The organism is Streptomyces sp. NPDC008092 (genome assembly GCF_042957285.1).
Classification (GTDB): domain Bacteria; phylum Actinomycetota; class Actinomycetes; order Streptomycetales; family Streptomycetaceae; genus Streptomyces.
This window is the reverse complement of record NZ_JBIBHY010000005.1, coordinates 188,463-203,816: the sequence shown is the minus strand read 5'-3', so window position 1 is coordinate 203,816 and position 15,354 is coordinate 188,463. Positions and strand designations below refer to the sequence as shown.

The window sequence follows — 15,354 nt, the reverse complement described above, 5'->3', positions numbered from 1 at the left end:
GAAAACCCCACGACCTGACCGGGAGTACGCCCCCGTGGCCACGTTTCTCTACAAGCTGGGCCGGTTCGCCTTTCGGCGACGGCACTTCGTCGCCCTCATATGGGTGGCGCTGCTGACGCTGGCGGGTGTCGGCGCGGCCAGCGCCCCCGCCGCCGGCAGCACCTCCTTCTCCATCCCCGGAACCGAGGCCCAGAAGGCCTTCGACCTGCTGGACCAGCGCTTCCCCGGCTCCAGCTCCGACGGCGCCACCGCGCGTGTGGTCTTCAAGGCGCCGGCCGGCGAGAAGATGACGGACAAGCTCAACAAGGCGACCGTCAAGAAGACCGTGAAGGAACTGGCCGACGGCTCCGAGGTCACCTCCGTCAGCGACCCCTACAAGCAGCACGCCGTCAGCAAGGACGGCACGGTCGCCTACGCCTCGGTGCGCTACGACGTCTCCGGCACGGAGCTCAAGGACTCCTCCCGCGACGCGCTGGAGACGGCCGCGCACGACGCCCAGAAGGCCGGGCTGACCGTGGAGGTCGGCGGTGACGCGCTCCAGTCCGGGGCCGATGCGGGAGGCGCCGGCGAGGTCATCGGTCTCGCCATCGCCGCCGTCGTCCTCGTCATCACCCTCGGCTCACTGGTCGCGGCCGGACTGCCGCTGCTCACGGCGATCATCGGCGTCGGCATCGGCGTCTCCACCATCACCGCCCTCGCCAAGGCGCTCGACCTCGGCGACACCACGTCCACCCTGGCGCTGATGATCGGTCTCGCGGTCGGCATCGACTACGCGCTGTTCATCGTCTCCCGCTACCGCAGCGAACTGGCCGAGGGCCGCGACCGCGAGGAGGCGGTCGGCCGCGCGGCCGGTACGGCGGGCTCGGCGGTGGTCTTCGCGGGCCTCACGGTCGTGATCGCGCTCGCGGGTCTCTCGGTCGTCGGCGTGCCGATGCTGACGAAGATGGGCCTCGCGGCGGCGGGCACGGTCGTGGTCTCCGTCCTCATCGCGCTGACCATGATCCCGGCGATGCTCGGCTACGCGGGCCGGAAGGTCAGGGCCGCGGGCGAGAAGCGCCGGACGCACGCCCATGCCACCCCGAAGGAGAAGCCCGGCCTGGGCGCCCGCTGGGCGAGCTTCGTGGTCCGCCGCCCGGCGGTCGTGCTGCTGCTCGGCGTGGTCGGACTGGGCGCGATCGCCCTCCCGGCCACCCAGCTCGAACTGGGCCTGCCCGACGACGGCTCGCAGCCCACGTCCACGACCCAGCGCCGGGCGTACGACCTGCTGTCGGAGGGCTTCGGCCCCGGCTTCAACGGGCCCCTGATGATCGTGGTCGACGCCAAGGACAGCGACACCCCCAAGGCCGCGGCCACCAGGGTGGCCGACGACATCAAGGGCCTCAAGGACGTCGTGACGGTGACCCCGGCGGCGTTCAACAAGGCCGGCGACACCGCGACGATCACGGTGATCCCGGACTCCAAGCCGTCCTCGGTGCAGACCGAGGACCTGGTGCACGCCATCCGCGACCAGGGTGCCGACGTCAAGGCCGACACCGGCGCGCGGGTCCTGGTCACCGGCACCACCGCGATGAACATCGACTTCTCGCAGAAGCTCAACGACGCGCTGGTCCCGTACCTGGCGCTGGTGGTCGGCCTCGCCTTCCTCCTCCTGATCGCGGTCTTCCGTTCGATCCTGGTCCCGCTGAAGGCGGCCCTCGGCTTCCTGCTCAGCGTGCTCGCCGCGCTCGGCGCCGTCGTCGCGGTCTTCCAGTGGGGCTGGCTCGGCGGCCTGCTCGGCGTCGAGCAGACCGGCCCGATCATGTCGATGATGCCGATCTTCATGGTGGGCGTGGTCTTCGGCCTCGCCATGGACTACGAGGTGTTCCTCGTTACCCGGATGCGGGAGGCGTACGTCCACGGCGAGACGCCGGGCCAGGCCGTGGTGACCGGCTTCCGGCACAGCGCGCGGGTCGTGGCCGCCGCCGCGATCATCATGATCTCCGTCTTCAGCGGCTTCATCACGTCCAGCGAGTCGATGATCAAGATGATCGGCTTCGGTCTCGCCATCGCTGTCTTCTTCGACGCGTTCGTCGTCCGCATGGCGATCGTCCCGGCGGTGCTCGCGCTGCTCGGCAAGCGCGCCTGGTGGCTGCCGAAGTGGCTGGACCGGGCACTGCCCAACGTCGACGTCGAGGGCGAGGGCCTGCGTGCCCTGTCCGGCACGGACACCGGGTCCGGCAAGGACGACGAGGACCGGGAGCTCGTACGCGTCTGACGTACGGCTCGTGACAGACCGCCGGTGAGGGTCCGTGGGGACGGGGCGCCCTCACCGGCTTCCTCGTGCCCGGGGCCCCGACCGCCCTTAACCAGTCGCCGTCGCTTCCCCCGCTTGGCTAGCGTGCCCCCATGACGACGACAGCCGCCACTGACGCCGACGCCGGGGAATCCGGTGCCCATCCTCGTTTCGCCGCCGCCCTGGAGGAGCTGGGCCTCGCGGAACTGACCTCGCGGGTCCGCCGGTTCCCGGACGCGACCCGTACCGCGGCCGAGGCCGCCGCCGCGGTCGGGTGCGGGCTCAGCGAGATCTGCAAGTCGCTGGTCTTCGCGGCCGACGGGGTGCCGGTGCTGGTGCTGATGGACGGCGCCTCCCGGGTCGACGTGGAACTCGTCCGCAGGGAACTCGGCGCCGGGAAGGTGACCCGGGCCAAGGCGGACGTCGTACGCGAGACGACCGGGTACGCCATCGGCGGCGTGCCGCCCTTCGGGCACCGGACACGCACGCGCGTGCTGGCCGACCGGGCGCTGCTGCGGCACGACGTGGTGTGGGCCGCGGCCGGCGACCCCCACGCCGTCTTCCCGATCGCGCCCGCCGCCCTGGTCGAACACGCCGGCGCCACCGTCGTGGACGTGCGCGAGCCCACCGCGTGACCCCACTGGTCACCGCGGCCGTCCTGTTCGCCGCGGTCACGCACGCCAGTTGGAACGCGATCGCCCACCGGATCACCGACAAACTCGTCGGCTCCTCGCTGATCGCCGGCGGAGGCGTGCTGATCGGGCTGCTGCTGATGCCGTTCTCCGCCGCACCGGCGGCCGGCGCATGGCCGTACCTGATCGCGTCCGCGGCCGTCCATGTCGCCTACTTCGCGCTGCTGATGCTCTCCTTCCGGCTCGGCGACTTCGGGCAGGCGTACCCGATCGCGCGCGGCACCGCGCCGCTCCTCGTCACGCTGTTCGCCGCCGTGTTCGCGCACGAGGTGCCGGACGCCCCGGCGGCCGCGGGCATCGCCGTGTCCTGCGCCGGGCTCACCGGGGTCGCCCTGTGGGGGCTGCGCGGCCGCCGCCCCGACTGGACGGCGATCGGGGCCGCCCTCGCCACCGGCCTGACGATCGCCGCGTACACCGTCCTGGACGGCCTCGGGGTACGGGCCTCGGGATCCTCCGTGGGCTACATCGCCTGGCTGATGGCCCTGCAGGGGCTCGCCATCCCGGCGTACGCCCTGTGCCGCAGACGCGGCGAACTGCTGACCGCGGCCCGCCCGTTCGCGGCCCTGGGGCTCTTCGGCGCCCTGCTGTCCGTCTTCGCCTACGGACTGGTCCTGTGGGCGCAGACCCGCGCCGAACTCGCGCCGGTGGCCGCCCTGCGCGAGTCGTCGATCATCGTCGGCGCGGCCATCGGAGCGGTCTTCTTCAAGGAGCGCTTCGGAGCGCCCAGGATCGCGGCGGCCGGCCTGCTCGTGGTCGGGATCGGGCTGATGCTGCACGCCGGATAGGCCCTCGGCGCACCGGACTTGCCGTTGCCTTGACGAACCGTTCCTCGAACGTTCAGCCGACCACCTGTGCCCGGGTTGTGTGTTCTCCATAAAGTCCCTGCGGATTGCGGAAGAAGGGACGCAGGGGACTCATGGACACACCTCACGCGGTCCGGGCCCGTGGGATCACCAAGTGCTTCGGTGACGTCGTGGCGCTGGACGCGGTGGACCTGGACGTGACGCAAGGTCAGATCCACGGACTGGTCGGGCCGAACGGAGCCGGCAAGACGACGCTGCTCGGCCTGCTGCTCGGGCTGGCCGTCGCCGACGGCGGCCGGATGGAGATCCTGGGTACCCCGGTCGAGCGGGCGCTCGCCGCACCCGACGGCGTGGCCGGTTTCGTGGACGCGCCCGGCCTCTACCCCTCGCTCACCGCCCGGCAGAACCTCGCCGCACTGGCCACACTGCGCGGTCTCGGCACCGGGACCGCGGCGAGCGCAGGCGTCGACGACGTACTCGCCGAGGTCGGGCTCACCGACGTCGCCGACGACAGGACCCGCGGCTTCTCCCTCGGCATGCGCCAGCGCCTCGGGCTCGCCGCCGCCCTGCTCACCCGGCCCCGGCTGCTCGTCCTCGACGAGCCCTCCAACGGCCTCGACCCGGCCGGCAAGAGACATGTGCACGGCGTCCTCACCCGGCTCGCCGCCGACGGCACCGCCGTGGTGCTCTCCAGCCACCGGATGGACGACCTGGAGGCGCTCTGCTCCGAGGTCACCATCCTCGCCACCGGACGCGTCGTCTTCTCCGGCCCGCTGACCAAGCTGGCCGCCGAGAACCGCGAACTCGACTACCGGCTGCGCACCTCCGACCCCGAGACCGCGCGCCGGCTCGGCGCCGCCGCGGCCGGCATCCGGATCGTCGACGACACCGGCCTCGGCCTGCGGAAGGACCCCGACGTGCTCGTCGTACGCGGTCTGGTGCCCGCCCTCGACGAACTCGTCGCGGAGGTGGTGCGGTCGGGCGTCGCGGTGCGCGAACTCGCCCCCGTCGTCTCCCCCCTCGAAGCCGCGTTCCTCGCCCTCACCGAGCACCAGGAGGCCGGACGATGACCGCGACCACCGCCGCCGCCACCGCACCCGCCGCCGCCCGCCGCGTCCCGGTCTCGCGCGGCTACCGCTTCGAGCTGGTGAAGCTGGTCTCGCAGTGGCGGATCCGGCTGCTGGTGCTCGCCTGTTGGATCGCGCCGGGCCTGTTCGTCGCCGGGGTCAGCCAGCAGAGCACGCTGCCCGCCGACACGCTCTTCGGGCGCTGGATGCACGCGACCGGCTGGGCCGGGCCGCTGGTGATGCTGGGTTTCGCGGGCACCTGGGCGCTGCCGCTGCTGACCTCGGTGGTCGCCGGTGACGTGTTCGCCGCCGAGGACCGGCTCGGCACCTGGCGCCACCTGCTGGTGGCGGTCCGCTCGCCCGCGCGCATCTTCGTGGCGAAGTCGCTGGCCAGCCTCACCGTGATCCTGCTGCTGGTGGCCGGACTGGCCGCCTCCAGCACGCTCGGCGGGCTGGCGTCGGTCGGCAACCAGCCGCTGGTCGGCCTGGACGGGCATCTGCTGTCCCCCGGGGACGCGGCAGGACGCGTCCTGCTCGCCTGGCTCGCGGCCCTCGCCCCGACCCTCTCCCTGGCCGCGATCGGACTGCTCGGCTCGGTCGCCCTCGGCCGCTCCCCGATGGGCCTGCTGCTGCCCCCGATCGTCGCGCTCGCGATGTCGGTCGCCCAGATGCTGCCGCTGCCCGTCGCCGTCCGCCTCGCCCTGCCCGGCTACGCCTTCGTCTCCTGGAACGGCCTGTTCACCAGCCCCGCCCAGCTCGCCCCGCTCCTCGTCGCCGTCGCGGTGAGCCTCGCGTGGGCGGTCCTCGCCACCGCACTGGCCTATCTGCTGTTCGTACGACGGGACTTCACCAACCCGGCCTACGACGGCTCCGGGCGCCGCGCGCTCACCCTCGGCGTGCTGCCGCTGGCCGCGCTGACCGCCGTCACCGTCGGCGCGGTCACCGTGGCCACCCCGTCGACGGGCTCCGGGATCGAGCAGGACAAGGTGCAGAAGTCCCTCGCCACGGTCTTCGGCCACCTCTACCGGCTGCAGACCGGGCAACTGCACCGGCCTGCCGTCACCGAGGCGCAGCTGAAGGCCACGGCGGCATGCACCAAGAGCGACGGCCAGGCCGCGCAGGAGGGCGCGGGCAACGACTGGCGTTGCGTCGTGAGCTGGCACCTCCCCGGCGTGACGGCGGTCACGGGGACGGCGATCTACCAGCTCGACATCACCTCGGACGGGCGGTTCGTGGCCGACGGCGACGGTCCCAAGGAAGTCAACGGCTACTTCCTGGTGCGGACCCCGACCGGCGACGCCCCGAATCCGCTGTGGCAGTTCGACGGCAACGTCGATCTGCTCGACACCCAGTGAAGGGAACAGTTCCGTGCAGGTAACCCGCCAGCGTCGGATCAGCGAGAAGAAGCAGTTCAACGTCTTCGGCAGACACGTCGGCCGCCGGGCCCTCCTGGTGACGACGGGTATCGCGGTCGCTCTCGGCATCACCGGCACCGCGGTCGCCTCGACGTACCAGTTCGGCACCCAGCAGGTCGGCCAGACCACCGCCAACGGCCAGGTGGTCTCCGCCGACCAGTACATCAACCCGTACGGCACCCGCAGCGTCATCAACGACGGCAAGATCATGTCGTCGGTGGTCAGCCCGGACGGCACCCACCTCGCCGCCTCGATCGCCGACGGCGACGCGTCGCTCGTCATCGTGGACCTGGCGACCGGTCAGGTCACGCAGAAGATCGGCACCAACGCGGCCGACAACCTGCGCATCAGCAGCGGCGCGGTCGGCCAGGAAGGCCCCACCTACTCGCCCGACGGCAAGCAGCTGTGGCTCGGTCAGGCGAACGGCTACACGAAGTTCACCGTCAACGCGGACGGCACCCTCGCGAGCCCCACGGCCGTACCGATCGCGGCCGACGGCTCCAAGCAGGCGCTGGTGGGCGCGGCCGTGTTCGCGGCCGACGGTGCCACCGTGTACTCCGCGGTCAACGGCGAGAACAAGGTCGTCGCCATCGACGCGGCGACTGGAACGATCAAGCAGACCTGGGCGGTCGGCAACGCCCCGCGCGGCCTCGCCCTGGTGGGCGGCAAGCTCTACGTCAGCAACGAGGGCGGGCGCCCGGCCAAGGCCGGCGACACCACCATCAACTCCTACGGCACCGACGTGGTCGCGAACCCGAAGACCGGCGCCAGCACCACCGGCACGGTCAGCGTCATCGACACCACGGACCCGTCCGCCGCCGTCGGCACCGTCGACGTCGGCCTGCACCCGACCGCCGTCTACGCGAGCAAGGGCGCGGTGTTCGTCACCAACACCGCCGACAACAGCGTCTCGGTCATCGACAGCCGCAAGGACAAGGTCGTCCAGACCATCGCCACCCAGCCGTGGCCCGAGGCGTCCGTCGGCTACGAGCCGAACGCGGTCACCCTCACCGACGACGGCCGCCTCCTGGTGACCCTCGGCCGCGCCAACGCCGTCGCCGTCTACCGCTACACCTCCGCGCAGCAGCCGGCCCGCTACGTCGGCCTGGTCCCCACCGACTACTTCCCGTCGGGGATCACCGCCCTCGGCAGGAAGATCGTCGTCGCCAACACCCGTGGCGTCGACGCGCTGCGCCCCGACGCCGCCGGCCACAACACGCACGACACCACGTCGAGCATCACCCAGTTCACGATGCCGAGCGACCAGGTCGTCAGGTCCGAGACGAACAAGGTGTTCAAGCAGAACGGCTGGACGTCCAACTCGGTCAGGACGGCCAAGAACAACAGCCACAAGAAGGCCGTCCCGGTCCCGAAGCGGATCGGCGACCCGTCGACGATCAAGCACGTCTTCCTGCTCGTCAAGGAGAACCGCACCTACGACCAGGTCTTCGGCGACCTGCCGCAGGGCAACGGGAACTCCGCGCTCACCCAGTTCGGCGCGAACGTCACGCCGAACCAGCACGCGCTGGCCCAGCAGTTCGGCCTGTACGACAACTTCTACGACATCGGCACCAACTCCGCCGAGGGCCACAACTGGCTGATGCAGTCCGACAACCCGGAGTACACCGAGTCGTCGGCCGGCGAGTACACGCGCAGCTACGACACCGAGAACGACGTCCTCGGCCACCAGAAGACCGGTTTCCTGTGGACCGGCGCGCAGGCGGCCGGCCAGACCGTCAAGGACTTCGGCGAGTTCCAGTCGTACGAGAGCAAGCCGGCCGGCGCGACCTGGCAGAACCTGTACTGCGACAGCAAGAACATGGCCGCCACCGGGGCGCAGACCGCCTACCCGATCAAGACGGGCTCGGCGATCCCCTCGCTCAACGACGTGTCGGTGCAGGGCTTCCCGCTGTTCGACCTCGACGTTCCGGACATCTACAAAGAGCAGATCTGGAAGCAGGACTTCGAGAAGAACGGCCCGGCGAACCTGAACATGTTCTGGTTCTCCAACGACCACACCGGCGGCCCCGCGAACGCGGCCGCCGAGGTCGCCGACAACGACCTGGCGGTCGGCCGCATGGTCGACGAGATCACGCACAGCAAGTACTGGAAGGACTCGGCGATCTTCGTCGTCGAGGACGACTCCCAGGCCGGTCTCGACCACGTCGACGGACACCGGGCCCCGGTCCAGGTCATCAGCCCGTACGCCCAGCACGGCAAGGTCGACGACCACTACTACTCGCAGATCACCATGGTCCGCACCATCGAGCAGATCCTCGGGGTGCACCCGATGAACCAGCTCGACAGCGCGGCCACCCCGATGTACGGGGCGTTCACGGGCAAGGCGGACGACACCCCGTTCACGGCGGTCCCGAACCGGACCTCGCTGACCCTCGGCGTGAACCCGCAGCCGTCCTGCGGCTCGGACACCCCGGCGGCCCAGGACGCCCAGGCGGCGGCCGCGCCGACGTCGGTCTCCGTCCCGGCGGCCGAGAAGACGGTCGCGGCGCAGTGGCAGACGTGGGCCAAGCACCAGCGGCTGACCGGCAAGAACGCCGTGCCGGACTACGCCAACCCCACCCAGATGAACCGTTACACCTGGTACCAGACCCACAACTGGACCAAGCCCTACCCCGGCGACAAGAAGATCTACTCGCCGAACGACGTACCGGGCGCCTACCTCCCGTCCGCGGAGAACGACGGCTGAGCCGGCCCGTTCACGTCAGGGGACCCCGGCCCGCGCGGCCGGGGTCCCCTGCGGTCCGCGGTGCGTCAAGCTGGCTGCGGAACGTACGAGGACAGGGAGACGTCATGACCGACAAGCCGACCGTGGGCATGCTGGGCACCGGCATCATGGGCGCCGCGATGGCCCGCAACCTCCTGAAGGCCGGGCACACGGTCCGCGCGTGGAACCGCACCCGCGCCAAGGCCGAGCCCCTCGCGGCCGACGGCGCCCAGGTCACCGACACCCCGGCCGAGGCCGTGGCGGGCGCCGACGTCGTCCTGACCATGCTGTACGACGGTGCCACCGCCCTGGAGGCCCTGCGCGAGGCGGCCGGATCGCTGCGCCCCGGGGCCGTCTGGGTCCAGTCGACCACGGCGGGCCTCGACCAGATCCCCGCACTGGCCGCGTTCGCCGACGAGCACGGCCTGGTCTTCTACGACGCCCCGGTCCTCGGCACCCGCCAGCCCGCCGAGGCCGGACAGCTCACCGTGCTGGCCGCGGGGCCCGAGCAGGGCCGGGAGACGGTCACGCCCGTCTTCGAGGCGATCGGCGCCCGTACGGTGTGGACCGGCGACGACGGGTCCACGGCCACCGCGACCCGGCTCAAGCTGGTGGCCAACAGCTGGGTCCTCGCGGCCACCGCGGCGACCGGCGAGGTGGTCGCGCTGGCGCAGGGCCTCGGCGTGGACCCGCAGCGCTTCTTCGACCTGATCGAGGGCGGCCCCCTCGACATGGGCTACCTGCGGGCCAAGGCCGGGCTGATCCTCGGCGGCGTGCTGACCCCGCCGTCGTTCGCGGTGGACACCGCGGGGAAGGACGCCCGGCTGATCGTCGCGGCCGGCGCGAGCAACGGCGTGCGCCTGGACGTCGCCCAGGCGGCCGCCGAACGCTTCGCCCGCGCCGCCGCGCAGGGGCACGCCGACGAGGACATGGCCGCCGCGTACTTCGCCAGCTTCGAGGACAAGTAGCGGGGCGGCGGCAGCGGGCCGGGGGCTCTTGCCGACGTGACGGCGGGGGCCCCGAGGAGCACCCTGGAAGCAGTGATTCCGGAGGTGGACCCCATGATGGACATGATGAGAACCGCTGTGGGATGGCATGTCGAGATGGAGTTCCTGGAGGACGACACGCACACGCGCGCGGTGGCCCTGGTACGCCTGCCCGACGGCACCGAGGTACGGGCGCACGGCCACGCGAGCCGGCACGAGTCCGACAGCAACCAGCCGAGAGTCGGCGAGGAGATCGCCGGCGCCCGCGCCCTGAACGAACTGGCCATGCAACTGCTGTCCAAGGCGCACGGCGAGATCGACGCGCTGTCGGGACGGCACTCGCACCCGATCAACGTGTGAGGGGCTACGGGCGGGAGGCAACGCCTGAGAGGCAACGCCTGAGGGGTACGGGGGTGCGGGCGCAGGCGCGCGCGGTGGTTACGACAGCGCCGTGCGCACCGCGCGCACCAGCGCCTGCGCCCGCGGGTCCGCCGTCACGCTCTTGCGGAAGCCGTTGGTGACATAGCCGAAGGCGATGCCGGACCCGGGGTCCGCGAAGGCGAGCGAGCCGCCGCGGCCCGGGTGGCCGAAGGAGGCGGGGGAGAGCAGCGGGGAGGCGCTGCCGTGCAGCATGTAGCCGAGCCCGAAGCGGGTGGAGACGACCAGCACCCGGTCAGGACCGGCCGACTGCTCGCCGCGGGCCAGCTCGACGCTCTCCGGCGTGAACAGCCGCCGTCCGCCGTCGACCCCGCCGATCAGGGCGGCGTAGAAGCGGGCCAGGCCGTCGGCGGTGGCGATGCCGTTGGAGGCGGGGAGGGCGGCCGCGCGGTACGCGGGGTCGTTCTCGTCCGGGAGCGGGCTGATCGCGCCGAACGCCCGGCGGGTCAGCGAGCCCGGGTCGGCGTACGCCTCGGAGACGGCCCGCTTGGGCCGGGTCCGCAGCGCGCCCGCGCTCTCCGGTGCCGTCACGGGCCCGACGCGCCCCACGCGCGCCTGCTCCGCCTCCGGCAGCCCGAGCCACAGCTCGGCCCCGGCCGGCCCGGCGATCTCGTCCGCGATCCACTCGCCGATGCTCCGCCCGGTCACCCGCCCCACCAGCTCACCGGTCAGCCAGCTGTAGGTCTGCGCGTGGTAGCCGTGGTCGGTGCCCGGCTCCCACACCGGCGCCTGCGCCGCCACGGCGGCCGCGCCGAGTCCGGGGTCGGCCGCCTCCGCGGGCGTGAGCGGCCGGTCCAGCACCGGCACGCCCGCGCGGTGCGCGAGCAGCTGCCGTACCAGCGTCCGCTCCTTGCCGGCCGCCTTGTACTCCGGCCACAGGTCGCCCACCGGCGCGTCCAGGTCCAGCTCGCCGCGCTGGTGCAGGAGCAGCAGGGCGGCCGCGGCGACGCCCTTGGTCGCCGAGCGCACGATCTGGGCGGTGCCGTGCTCCCACGGTGTGCCGCCGGCGTCCCCGTCGAAGTCCCGGGCGCCGCCCCACAGGTCGACGACCCGGTGCCCGTCCCGGTACACGGCCACCGCCGCGCCCCGGTCCCCGAGCAGCTCGAAGTTGCTCGCGAACGCGTCCCTGACCGGCTCGAAGCCCGCCGCCACAGTGCCGTGCACGTCCACGCCCGGATCCCTCCACCCACTCGCTGGTGACAATGAGTGGAACATGGCCGCCGGGCCCCGGATTCCTCGGTACGACGTGGTCTGCGGCACGTGCCCGGGGTCAGCCGAGCACGATGGTCACCTCGATGTTCCCGCGCGTGGCGTTCGAGTACGGGCACACCTCGTGGGCGGCGTCCACCAGCTTGGCCGCGATGTCCCCGTCCAGGACCGGCAGCGAGACGCTGAGGGCGACCGCGAGGCCGTAGCCGCGCTGCTTGTTGGGGCCGATGCCGACCTTCGCGGCGACCGTGGAGCCGGTCAGGTCGTACCCGGCGCGGTTGCCGACGAGGATCAGCGCGTTGTGGAAGCAGGCGCTGTAGCCCGCCGCGAACAGCTGCTCCGGGTTGGTGCCGTTGCCGTCGCCGCCCAGCGCCGGGGGCATCGCGACCTTGAGTTCGATCTGGCCGTCCTGGCTGCTGACATATCCGGTCCGGCCGCCGTGCGCGGTCGCCTCGGCGACGTACATGATCTTCGTCGGACGAGAGTCGACGGTGGCGCCTTCGATCACGGCGGGACCTCCCCCAGGGCGGAAACAGTGGTGGGCAACACAGAAGTGTGCAAGCACATCGTGCACAAGGTACCGACCGGTAGGAAGCCCTGGGAGGGGGAGGGGGGTGGAAACCGCGGGTAACAGCGGCCGGTTACGCCGGCCGGGAAGCCGCCCTGCCCGCCCGCTCCGCGAGCTCCCGCAACTCCTCGCGCAGCCGTGCCACGTCGGCCCCGTCGAGCCCCGTCGTCGTGAGCAGGGCGCCGGGGACGCGCGCCGCGCGCTCCCGCAGTTCCTCCGCCCGCCCGGTGCACGCGACGAGCACCGAGCGCTCGTCGCGCTCCGAGCGCTCCCTGCGCACCAGCCCCGCCCCCTCCAGCCGCTTCAGCAGCGGCGACACCGTGCCGTAGTCGAGCCGGAGCGCCTCCGCCAGTTCCTTCACCGTGGTCTCGCCCCGCTCCCACAGGACGAGCAGCACGAGGTACTGCGGGTAGGTGAGCCCGAGTTCGTCGAGGAGCGGGCGGTAGGCGGCGGTCACGGCGCGCTGCGCCGCGTACAGCGCGAAGCACAGCTGGTCGTCCAGCCGCGGCGGCCCTGCGACCGGCCCGGCGACCGGCCCGGCGACCGGCCCTGCGACCGGGCAGGCGTCCTCTTGATGCGTCACGCGCCCATTCTCACGGACGCGGGTCGAATCCGAAGGGCAGTTCCAGCCGGTGGGCCCGCATCAGGGCGTCGTCGCAGAGGAGTTCGACGGTGGGCCCGTCGGCGGCGATCGTGCCGTCGCTGAGCACCAGGGAGCGCGGGCACAGCTCCAGGGCGTACGGCAGGTCGTGGGTGACCATCAGGACCGTCACGTCCAGGGAGCGCAGGATGTCGGCGAGTTCGCGCCGGGAGGCCGGGTCCAGGTTGGAGGAGGGTTCGTCCAGGACGAGGATCTCCGGCTCCATGGCGAGGACGGTCGCCACCGCCACCCGGCGGCGCTGTCCGAAGGACAGGTGGTGCGGCGGGCGCCCGGCGAAGTCGCCCATGCCGACCCGGTCGAGGGCGGCACGCACGCGTGCCTCCAGCTCCGCTCCCCTCAGGCCGGCCGCCGCCGGTCCGAACGCCACGTCCTCGCGGACCGTCGGCATGAACAACTGGTCGTCCGGGTCCTGGAAGACGATGCCGACCCGGCGCCTGATCTCGGCCATGTGCCGCTCGCCGACGGGCAGTCCGGCCACCGTCACCGTGCCCGTGCCGCCGCCCAGGATGCCGTTGAGGTGCAGCACGAGGGTGGTCTTCCCGGCGCCGTTCGGCCCGAGCAGCGCGACCCGTTCGCCGCGCGCGACGCGGAAGTCCACGCCGAACAGGGCCTGGTGCCCGTCGGGATAGGCGAACGCGAGGCCGGAGACCTCCAGCGAGGCGGGAGCAGTGGTCACAGGGCCCATCCCAACAGGCAGACGACAGAGGCGGACAGCGGCAGCGCGAGGGCGTACGACCACTCGGCCCGGGACGCGGTCACCTCGTCGATGACCGGCATCGAACCGGAGTAGCCGCGGCTCACCATGGCCAGGTGGACGCGCTCGCCGCGTTCGTAGGAGCGGATGAACAGGGCGCCCGCGGACTTGGCGAGCACACCCCAGTGGCGCACGCCCCGCGCCTCGAAGCCGCGCGACAGGCGGGCGATCCGCATCCGGCGCATCTCGTCGGTGACGACGTCGCCGTAGCGGATCATGAAGGAGGCGATCTGGACGAGCAGCGGCGGCAGCTTCAGCCGCTCCAGGCCGAGGAGCAGCTCGCGCAGCTCCGTGGTGGCCGCCAGGAGGACGGAGGCGGCGACGCCAAGGGTGCCCTTGGCCAGAACGTTCCAGGCGCCCCAGAGGCCGTTCACGCTGAGCGAGAGGCCCAGCACCTCGGTCCGCTCGCCCTCCGCGACGAACGGCATCAGTAGCGCGAAGGCGACGAACGGCACCTCGATCAGGAGCCGCTTCAGGAGGAAGCCGGCGGGCACGCGCGCGTGGTGCGCGACGACCGCGAGCAGCACGGCGTACAGCGCGAACGCCCACATCGCCGTGCGCGGGGTCGAGACCACGACGAGCACGAAGGCGAAGGCGGCGGCGAGCTTGGTGTGCGGCGGGAGGGCGTGCACGCGCGAGTGCGCGTCCCGGTAGAGCCGGTGCGCGTGCCCGGCACCCACGTCAGCGCACCTCGGAAAGGGCGTCGGCGCGGCGCCTGCGCACCGCCCAGAACACCGCGCTGCCCGCGACCACGGTGGTGCCGACCCCGATGACGCCCGCGAGGCCCCCGGAGAGCCGGGCGTCGGAGACGTCCTCGACGCCGTAGTCGGCGAGCGGGGAGCCGGCCGCGGCATGCTCCTTCGTCCTGGTGTCGATGCCGTGGTCGTGGGCGACCTTCTCCAGGCCGTCGGGGCTGGCGGAGGCGTAGTAGCTGACGAATCCGGCGAGCAGCAGAGAGGCCGCCAGGCCGCTGATCCACAGCGCGCGGCGGGAGGTGCGCGCGGCCACGGGCGCGGTCGGCTCCGGCGCGTCCACCAGGACGCCGTTCACGCGCAGCTTCAGTCCCTGCCGCCCGCCGCGCGCCCCGTACACCAGGTCGGGGCGTACGGCGACGACCGCGCCGACCGTGAGCGCGGTGATCGCGGCCTCGCCGACGCCGATGAGGACGTGCACGCCGACCATCGCGCCGGCCACCTTGCCGATGGCGACGTCGGTGGTGCCGCCGACCGCGTAGAGCAGGGTGAAGGCGACGGCGGCGGCGGGCACGGAGAGCAGGGCGGCGACGAAGGCGGCGCCGGTCACCGACCGCCGGCCGCCGGGCAGGACCTTCAGCAGGCCGCGGAAGACGGCGTACGCCACCACGGTGGTCACGATCGCCATGTCGGTGATGTTGACGCCGAGCGCGGTCAGCCCGCCGTCCGCGAACAGGATGCCCTGCATGAGGAGGACCACGGACACGCACAGGACGCCCGTGTAGGGGCCGACGAGTATCGCGGCGAGCGCCCCTCCCAGCAGATGGCCGCTTGTTCCGGCCGCGACGGGGAAGTTGAGCATCTGTACGGCGAAGATGAACGCCGCCACCAGGCCGGCCAGCGGCGCGGTGCGGTCGTCGAGTTCACGGCGGGCGCCGCGCAGGCTGATCGCGAGGGCGCCGGCCGCCGCCACGGCGGTGACCGCGGAGGTGGGGGCGTCGATGAATCCGTCAGGTACATGCACGGTTCGATTTTAGGGTTCTATTGCAAAGCTTTTGCAAGAGAGAGAAGC

14 protein-coding genes are annotated in these 15,354 nt (G+C 72.3%); 8 read left to right on the top strand and 6 right to left on the bottom strand.

Features of this window, described 5'->3' with window-relative positions; translation table 11 throughout:
- Window positions 1–34: 34 nt before the first annotated feature.
- The 8 genes from ACFZB3_RS17370 to ACFZB3_RS17335 all read left to right on the top strand — a co-directional run bounded on the left by ACFZB3_RS17370 (window position 35) and on the right by ACFZB3_RS17335 (window position 10,320).
- Entirely contained in the window at window positions 35–2,254 is a 2,220-nt protein-coding gene (locus ACFZB3_RS17370; protein ID WP_391376287.1) for an MMPL family transporter, read from the top strand.
- A gap of 131 nt (window positions 2,255–2,385) precedes the next feature.
- Window positions 2,386–2,907: a YbaK/EbsC family protein gene (locus ACFZB3_RS17365; RefSeq protein WP_391376284.1), complete on the top strand. Its 522-nt coding sequence runs from the start codon at window positions 2,386–2,388 to the stop codon at window positions 2,905–2,907.
- Window positions 2,904–3,749: an EamA family transporter gene (locus tag ACFZB3_RS17360; RefSeq protein ID WP_391376281.1), complete on the top strand. Its 846-nt coding sequence runs from the start codon at window positions 2,904–2,906 to the stop codon at window positions 3,747–3,749. Before ACFZB3_RS17365 ends, ACFZB3_RS17360 begins: the two co-directional genes overlap by 4 nt.
- 131 nt (window positions 3,750–3,880) lie before the next feature.
- The gene (locus ACFZB3_RS17355; RefSeq protein ID WP_391376278.1) at window positions 3,881–4,837 is read left to right on the top strand and encodes an ATP-binding cassette domain-containing protein; all 957 of its coding nucleotides are present in this window, start codon (window positions 3,881–3,883) and stop codon (window positions 4,835–4,837) included.
- Window positions 4,834–6,189 carry an ABC transporter permease gene (locus ACFZB3_RS17350; RefSeq protein ID WP_391376275.1) on the top strand — a complete coding sequence of 452 codons (1,356 nt, stop codon included), beginning with the start codon at window positions 4,834–4,836 and terminating at the stop codon, window positions 6,187–6,189. Before ACFZB3_RS17355 ends, ACFZB3_RS17350 begins: the two co-directional genes overlap by 4 nt.
- Window positions 6,190–6,202: 13 nt before the next feature.
- The gene (locus tag ACFZB3_RS17345; protein ID WP_391376272.1) at window positions 6,203–8,956 is read left to right on the top strand and encodes an alkaline phosphatase family protein; all 2,754 of its coding nucleotides are present in this window, start codon (window positions 6,203–6,205) and stop codon (window positions 8,954–8,956) included.
- Between the two features lie 104 nt (window positions 8,957–9,060).
- Window positions 9,061–9,942 (top strand): NAD(P)-binding domain-containing protein, encoded by an 882-nt coding sequence (locus ACFZB3_RS17340; protein WP_391376269.1) that lies wholly within the window; start codon window positions 9,061–9,063, stop codon window positions 9,940–9,942.
- A gap of 102 nt (window positions 9,943–10,044) precedes the next feature.
- Window positions 10,045–10,320, top strand: a complete 276-nt coding sequence (locus tag ACFZB3_RS17335; RefSeq protein WP_391376935.1) for a dsRBD fold-containing protein — start codon at window positions 10,045–10,047, stop codon at window positions 10,318–10,320.
- A 78-nt stretch (window positions 10,321–10,398) separates the two neighbouring features.
- Here ACFZB3_RS17335 and ACFZB3_RS17330 read toward each other — a convergent pair whose 3' ends face one another.
- The 6 genes from ACFZB3_RS17330 to ACFZB3_RS17305 form a co-directional block, all read right to left on the bottom strand.
- On the bottom strand, window positions 10,399–11,568 hold the full coding sequence (locus ACFZB3_RS17330; protein ID WP_391376266.1) for a serine hydrolase: 1,170 nt from the start codon (window positions 11,566–11,568) through the stop codon (window positions 10,399–10,401).
- A gap of 100 nt (window positions 11,569–11,668) precedes the next feature.
- Window positions 11,669–12,073 carry an Ohr family peroxiredoxin gene (locus ACFZB3_RS17325; protein ID WP_391376934.1) on the bottom strand — a complete coding sequence of 135 codons (405 nt, stop codon included), beginning with the start codon at window positions 12,071–12,073 and terminating at the stop codon, window positions 11,669–11,671.
- A gap of 175 nt (window positions 12,074–12,248) precedes the next feature.
- Window positions 12,249–12,677: a MarR family transcriptional regulator gene (locus ACFZB3_RS17320; protein WP_391376933.1), complete on the bottom strand. Its 429-nt coding sequence runs from the start codon at window positions 12,675–12,677 to the stop codon at window positions 12,249–12,251.
- Between the two features lie 91 nt (window positions 12,678–12,768).
- Window positions 12,769–13,521, bottom strand: a complete 753-nt coding sequence (locus tag ACFZB3_RS17315) for an ATP-binding cassette domain-containing protein (protein ID WP_391376263.1) — start codon at window positions 13,519–13,521, stop codon at window positions 12,769–12,771.
- The gene (gene cbiQ, locus ACFZB3_RS17310) at window positions 13,509–14,270 is read right to left on the bottom strand and encodes a cobalt ECF transporter T component CbiQ (RefSeq protein ID WP_391376260.1); all 762 of its coding nucleotides are present in this window, start codon (window positions 14,268–14,270) and stop codon (window positions 13,509–13,511) included. The genes ACFZB3_RS17315 and cbiQ overlap by 13 nt, the downstream gene beginning before the upstream one ends.
- Before the next feature lies 1 nt (window position 14,271).
- Window positions 14,272–15,306 carry an energy-coupling factor ABC transporter permease gene (locus ACFZB3_RS17305; RefSeq protein ID WP_391376257.1) on the bottom strand — a complete coding sequence of 345 codons (1,035 nt, stop codon included), beginning with the start codon at window positions 15,304–15,306 and terminating at the stop codon, window positions 14,272–14,274.
- Between the last annotated feature and the right edge of the window lie 48 nt (window positions 15,307–15,354).

Coding starts and splice junctions, on each gene's coding strand:
- ACFZB3_RS17350 (WP_391376275.1), top strand. CDS start 4,834: ATGACCGCGACCACCGCCGCCGCCACCGCACCCGCCGCCGCCCGCCGC.
- ACFZB3_RS17365 (WP_391376284.1), top strand. CDS start 2,386: ATGACGACGACAGCCGCCACTGACGCCGACGCCGGGGAATCCGGTGCC.
- ACFZB3_RS17335 (WP_391376935.1), top strand. CDS start 10,045: ATGATGAGAACCGCTGTGGGATGGCATGTCGAGATGGAGTTCCTGGAG.
- ACFZB3_RS17315 (WP_391376263.1), bottom strand. CDS start 13,521: ATGGGCCCTGTGACCACTGCTCCCGCCTCGCTGGAGGTCTCCGGCCTC.
- ACFZB3_RS17325 (WP_391376934.1), bottom strand. CDS start 12,073: ATGTACGTCGCCGAGGCGACCGCGCACGGCGGCCGGACCGGATATGTC.
- ACFZB3_RS17340 (WP_391376269.1), top strand. CDS start 9,061: ATGACCGACAAGCCGACCGTGGGCATGCTGGGCACCGGCATCATGGGC.
- ACFZB3_RS17355 (WP_391376278.1), top strand. CDS start 3,881: ATGGACACACCTCACGCGGTCCGGGCCCGTGGGATCACCAAGTGCTTC.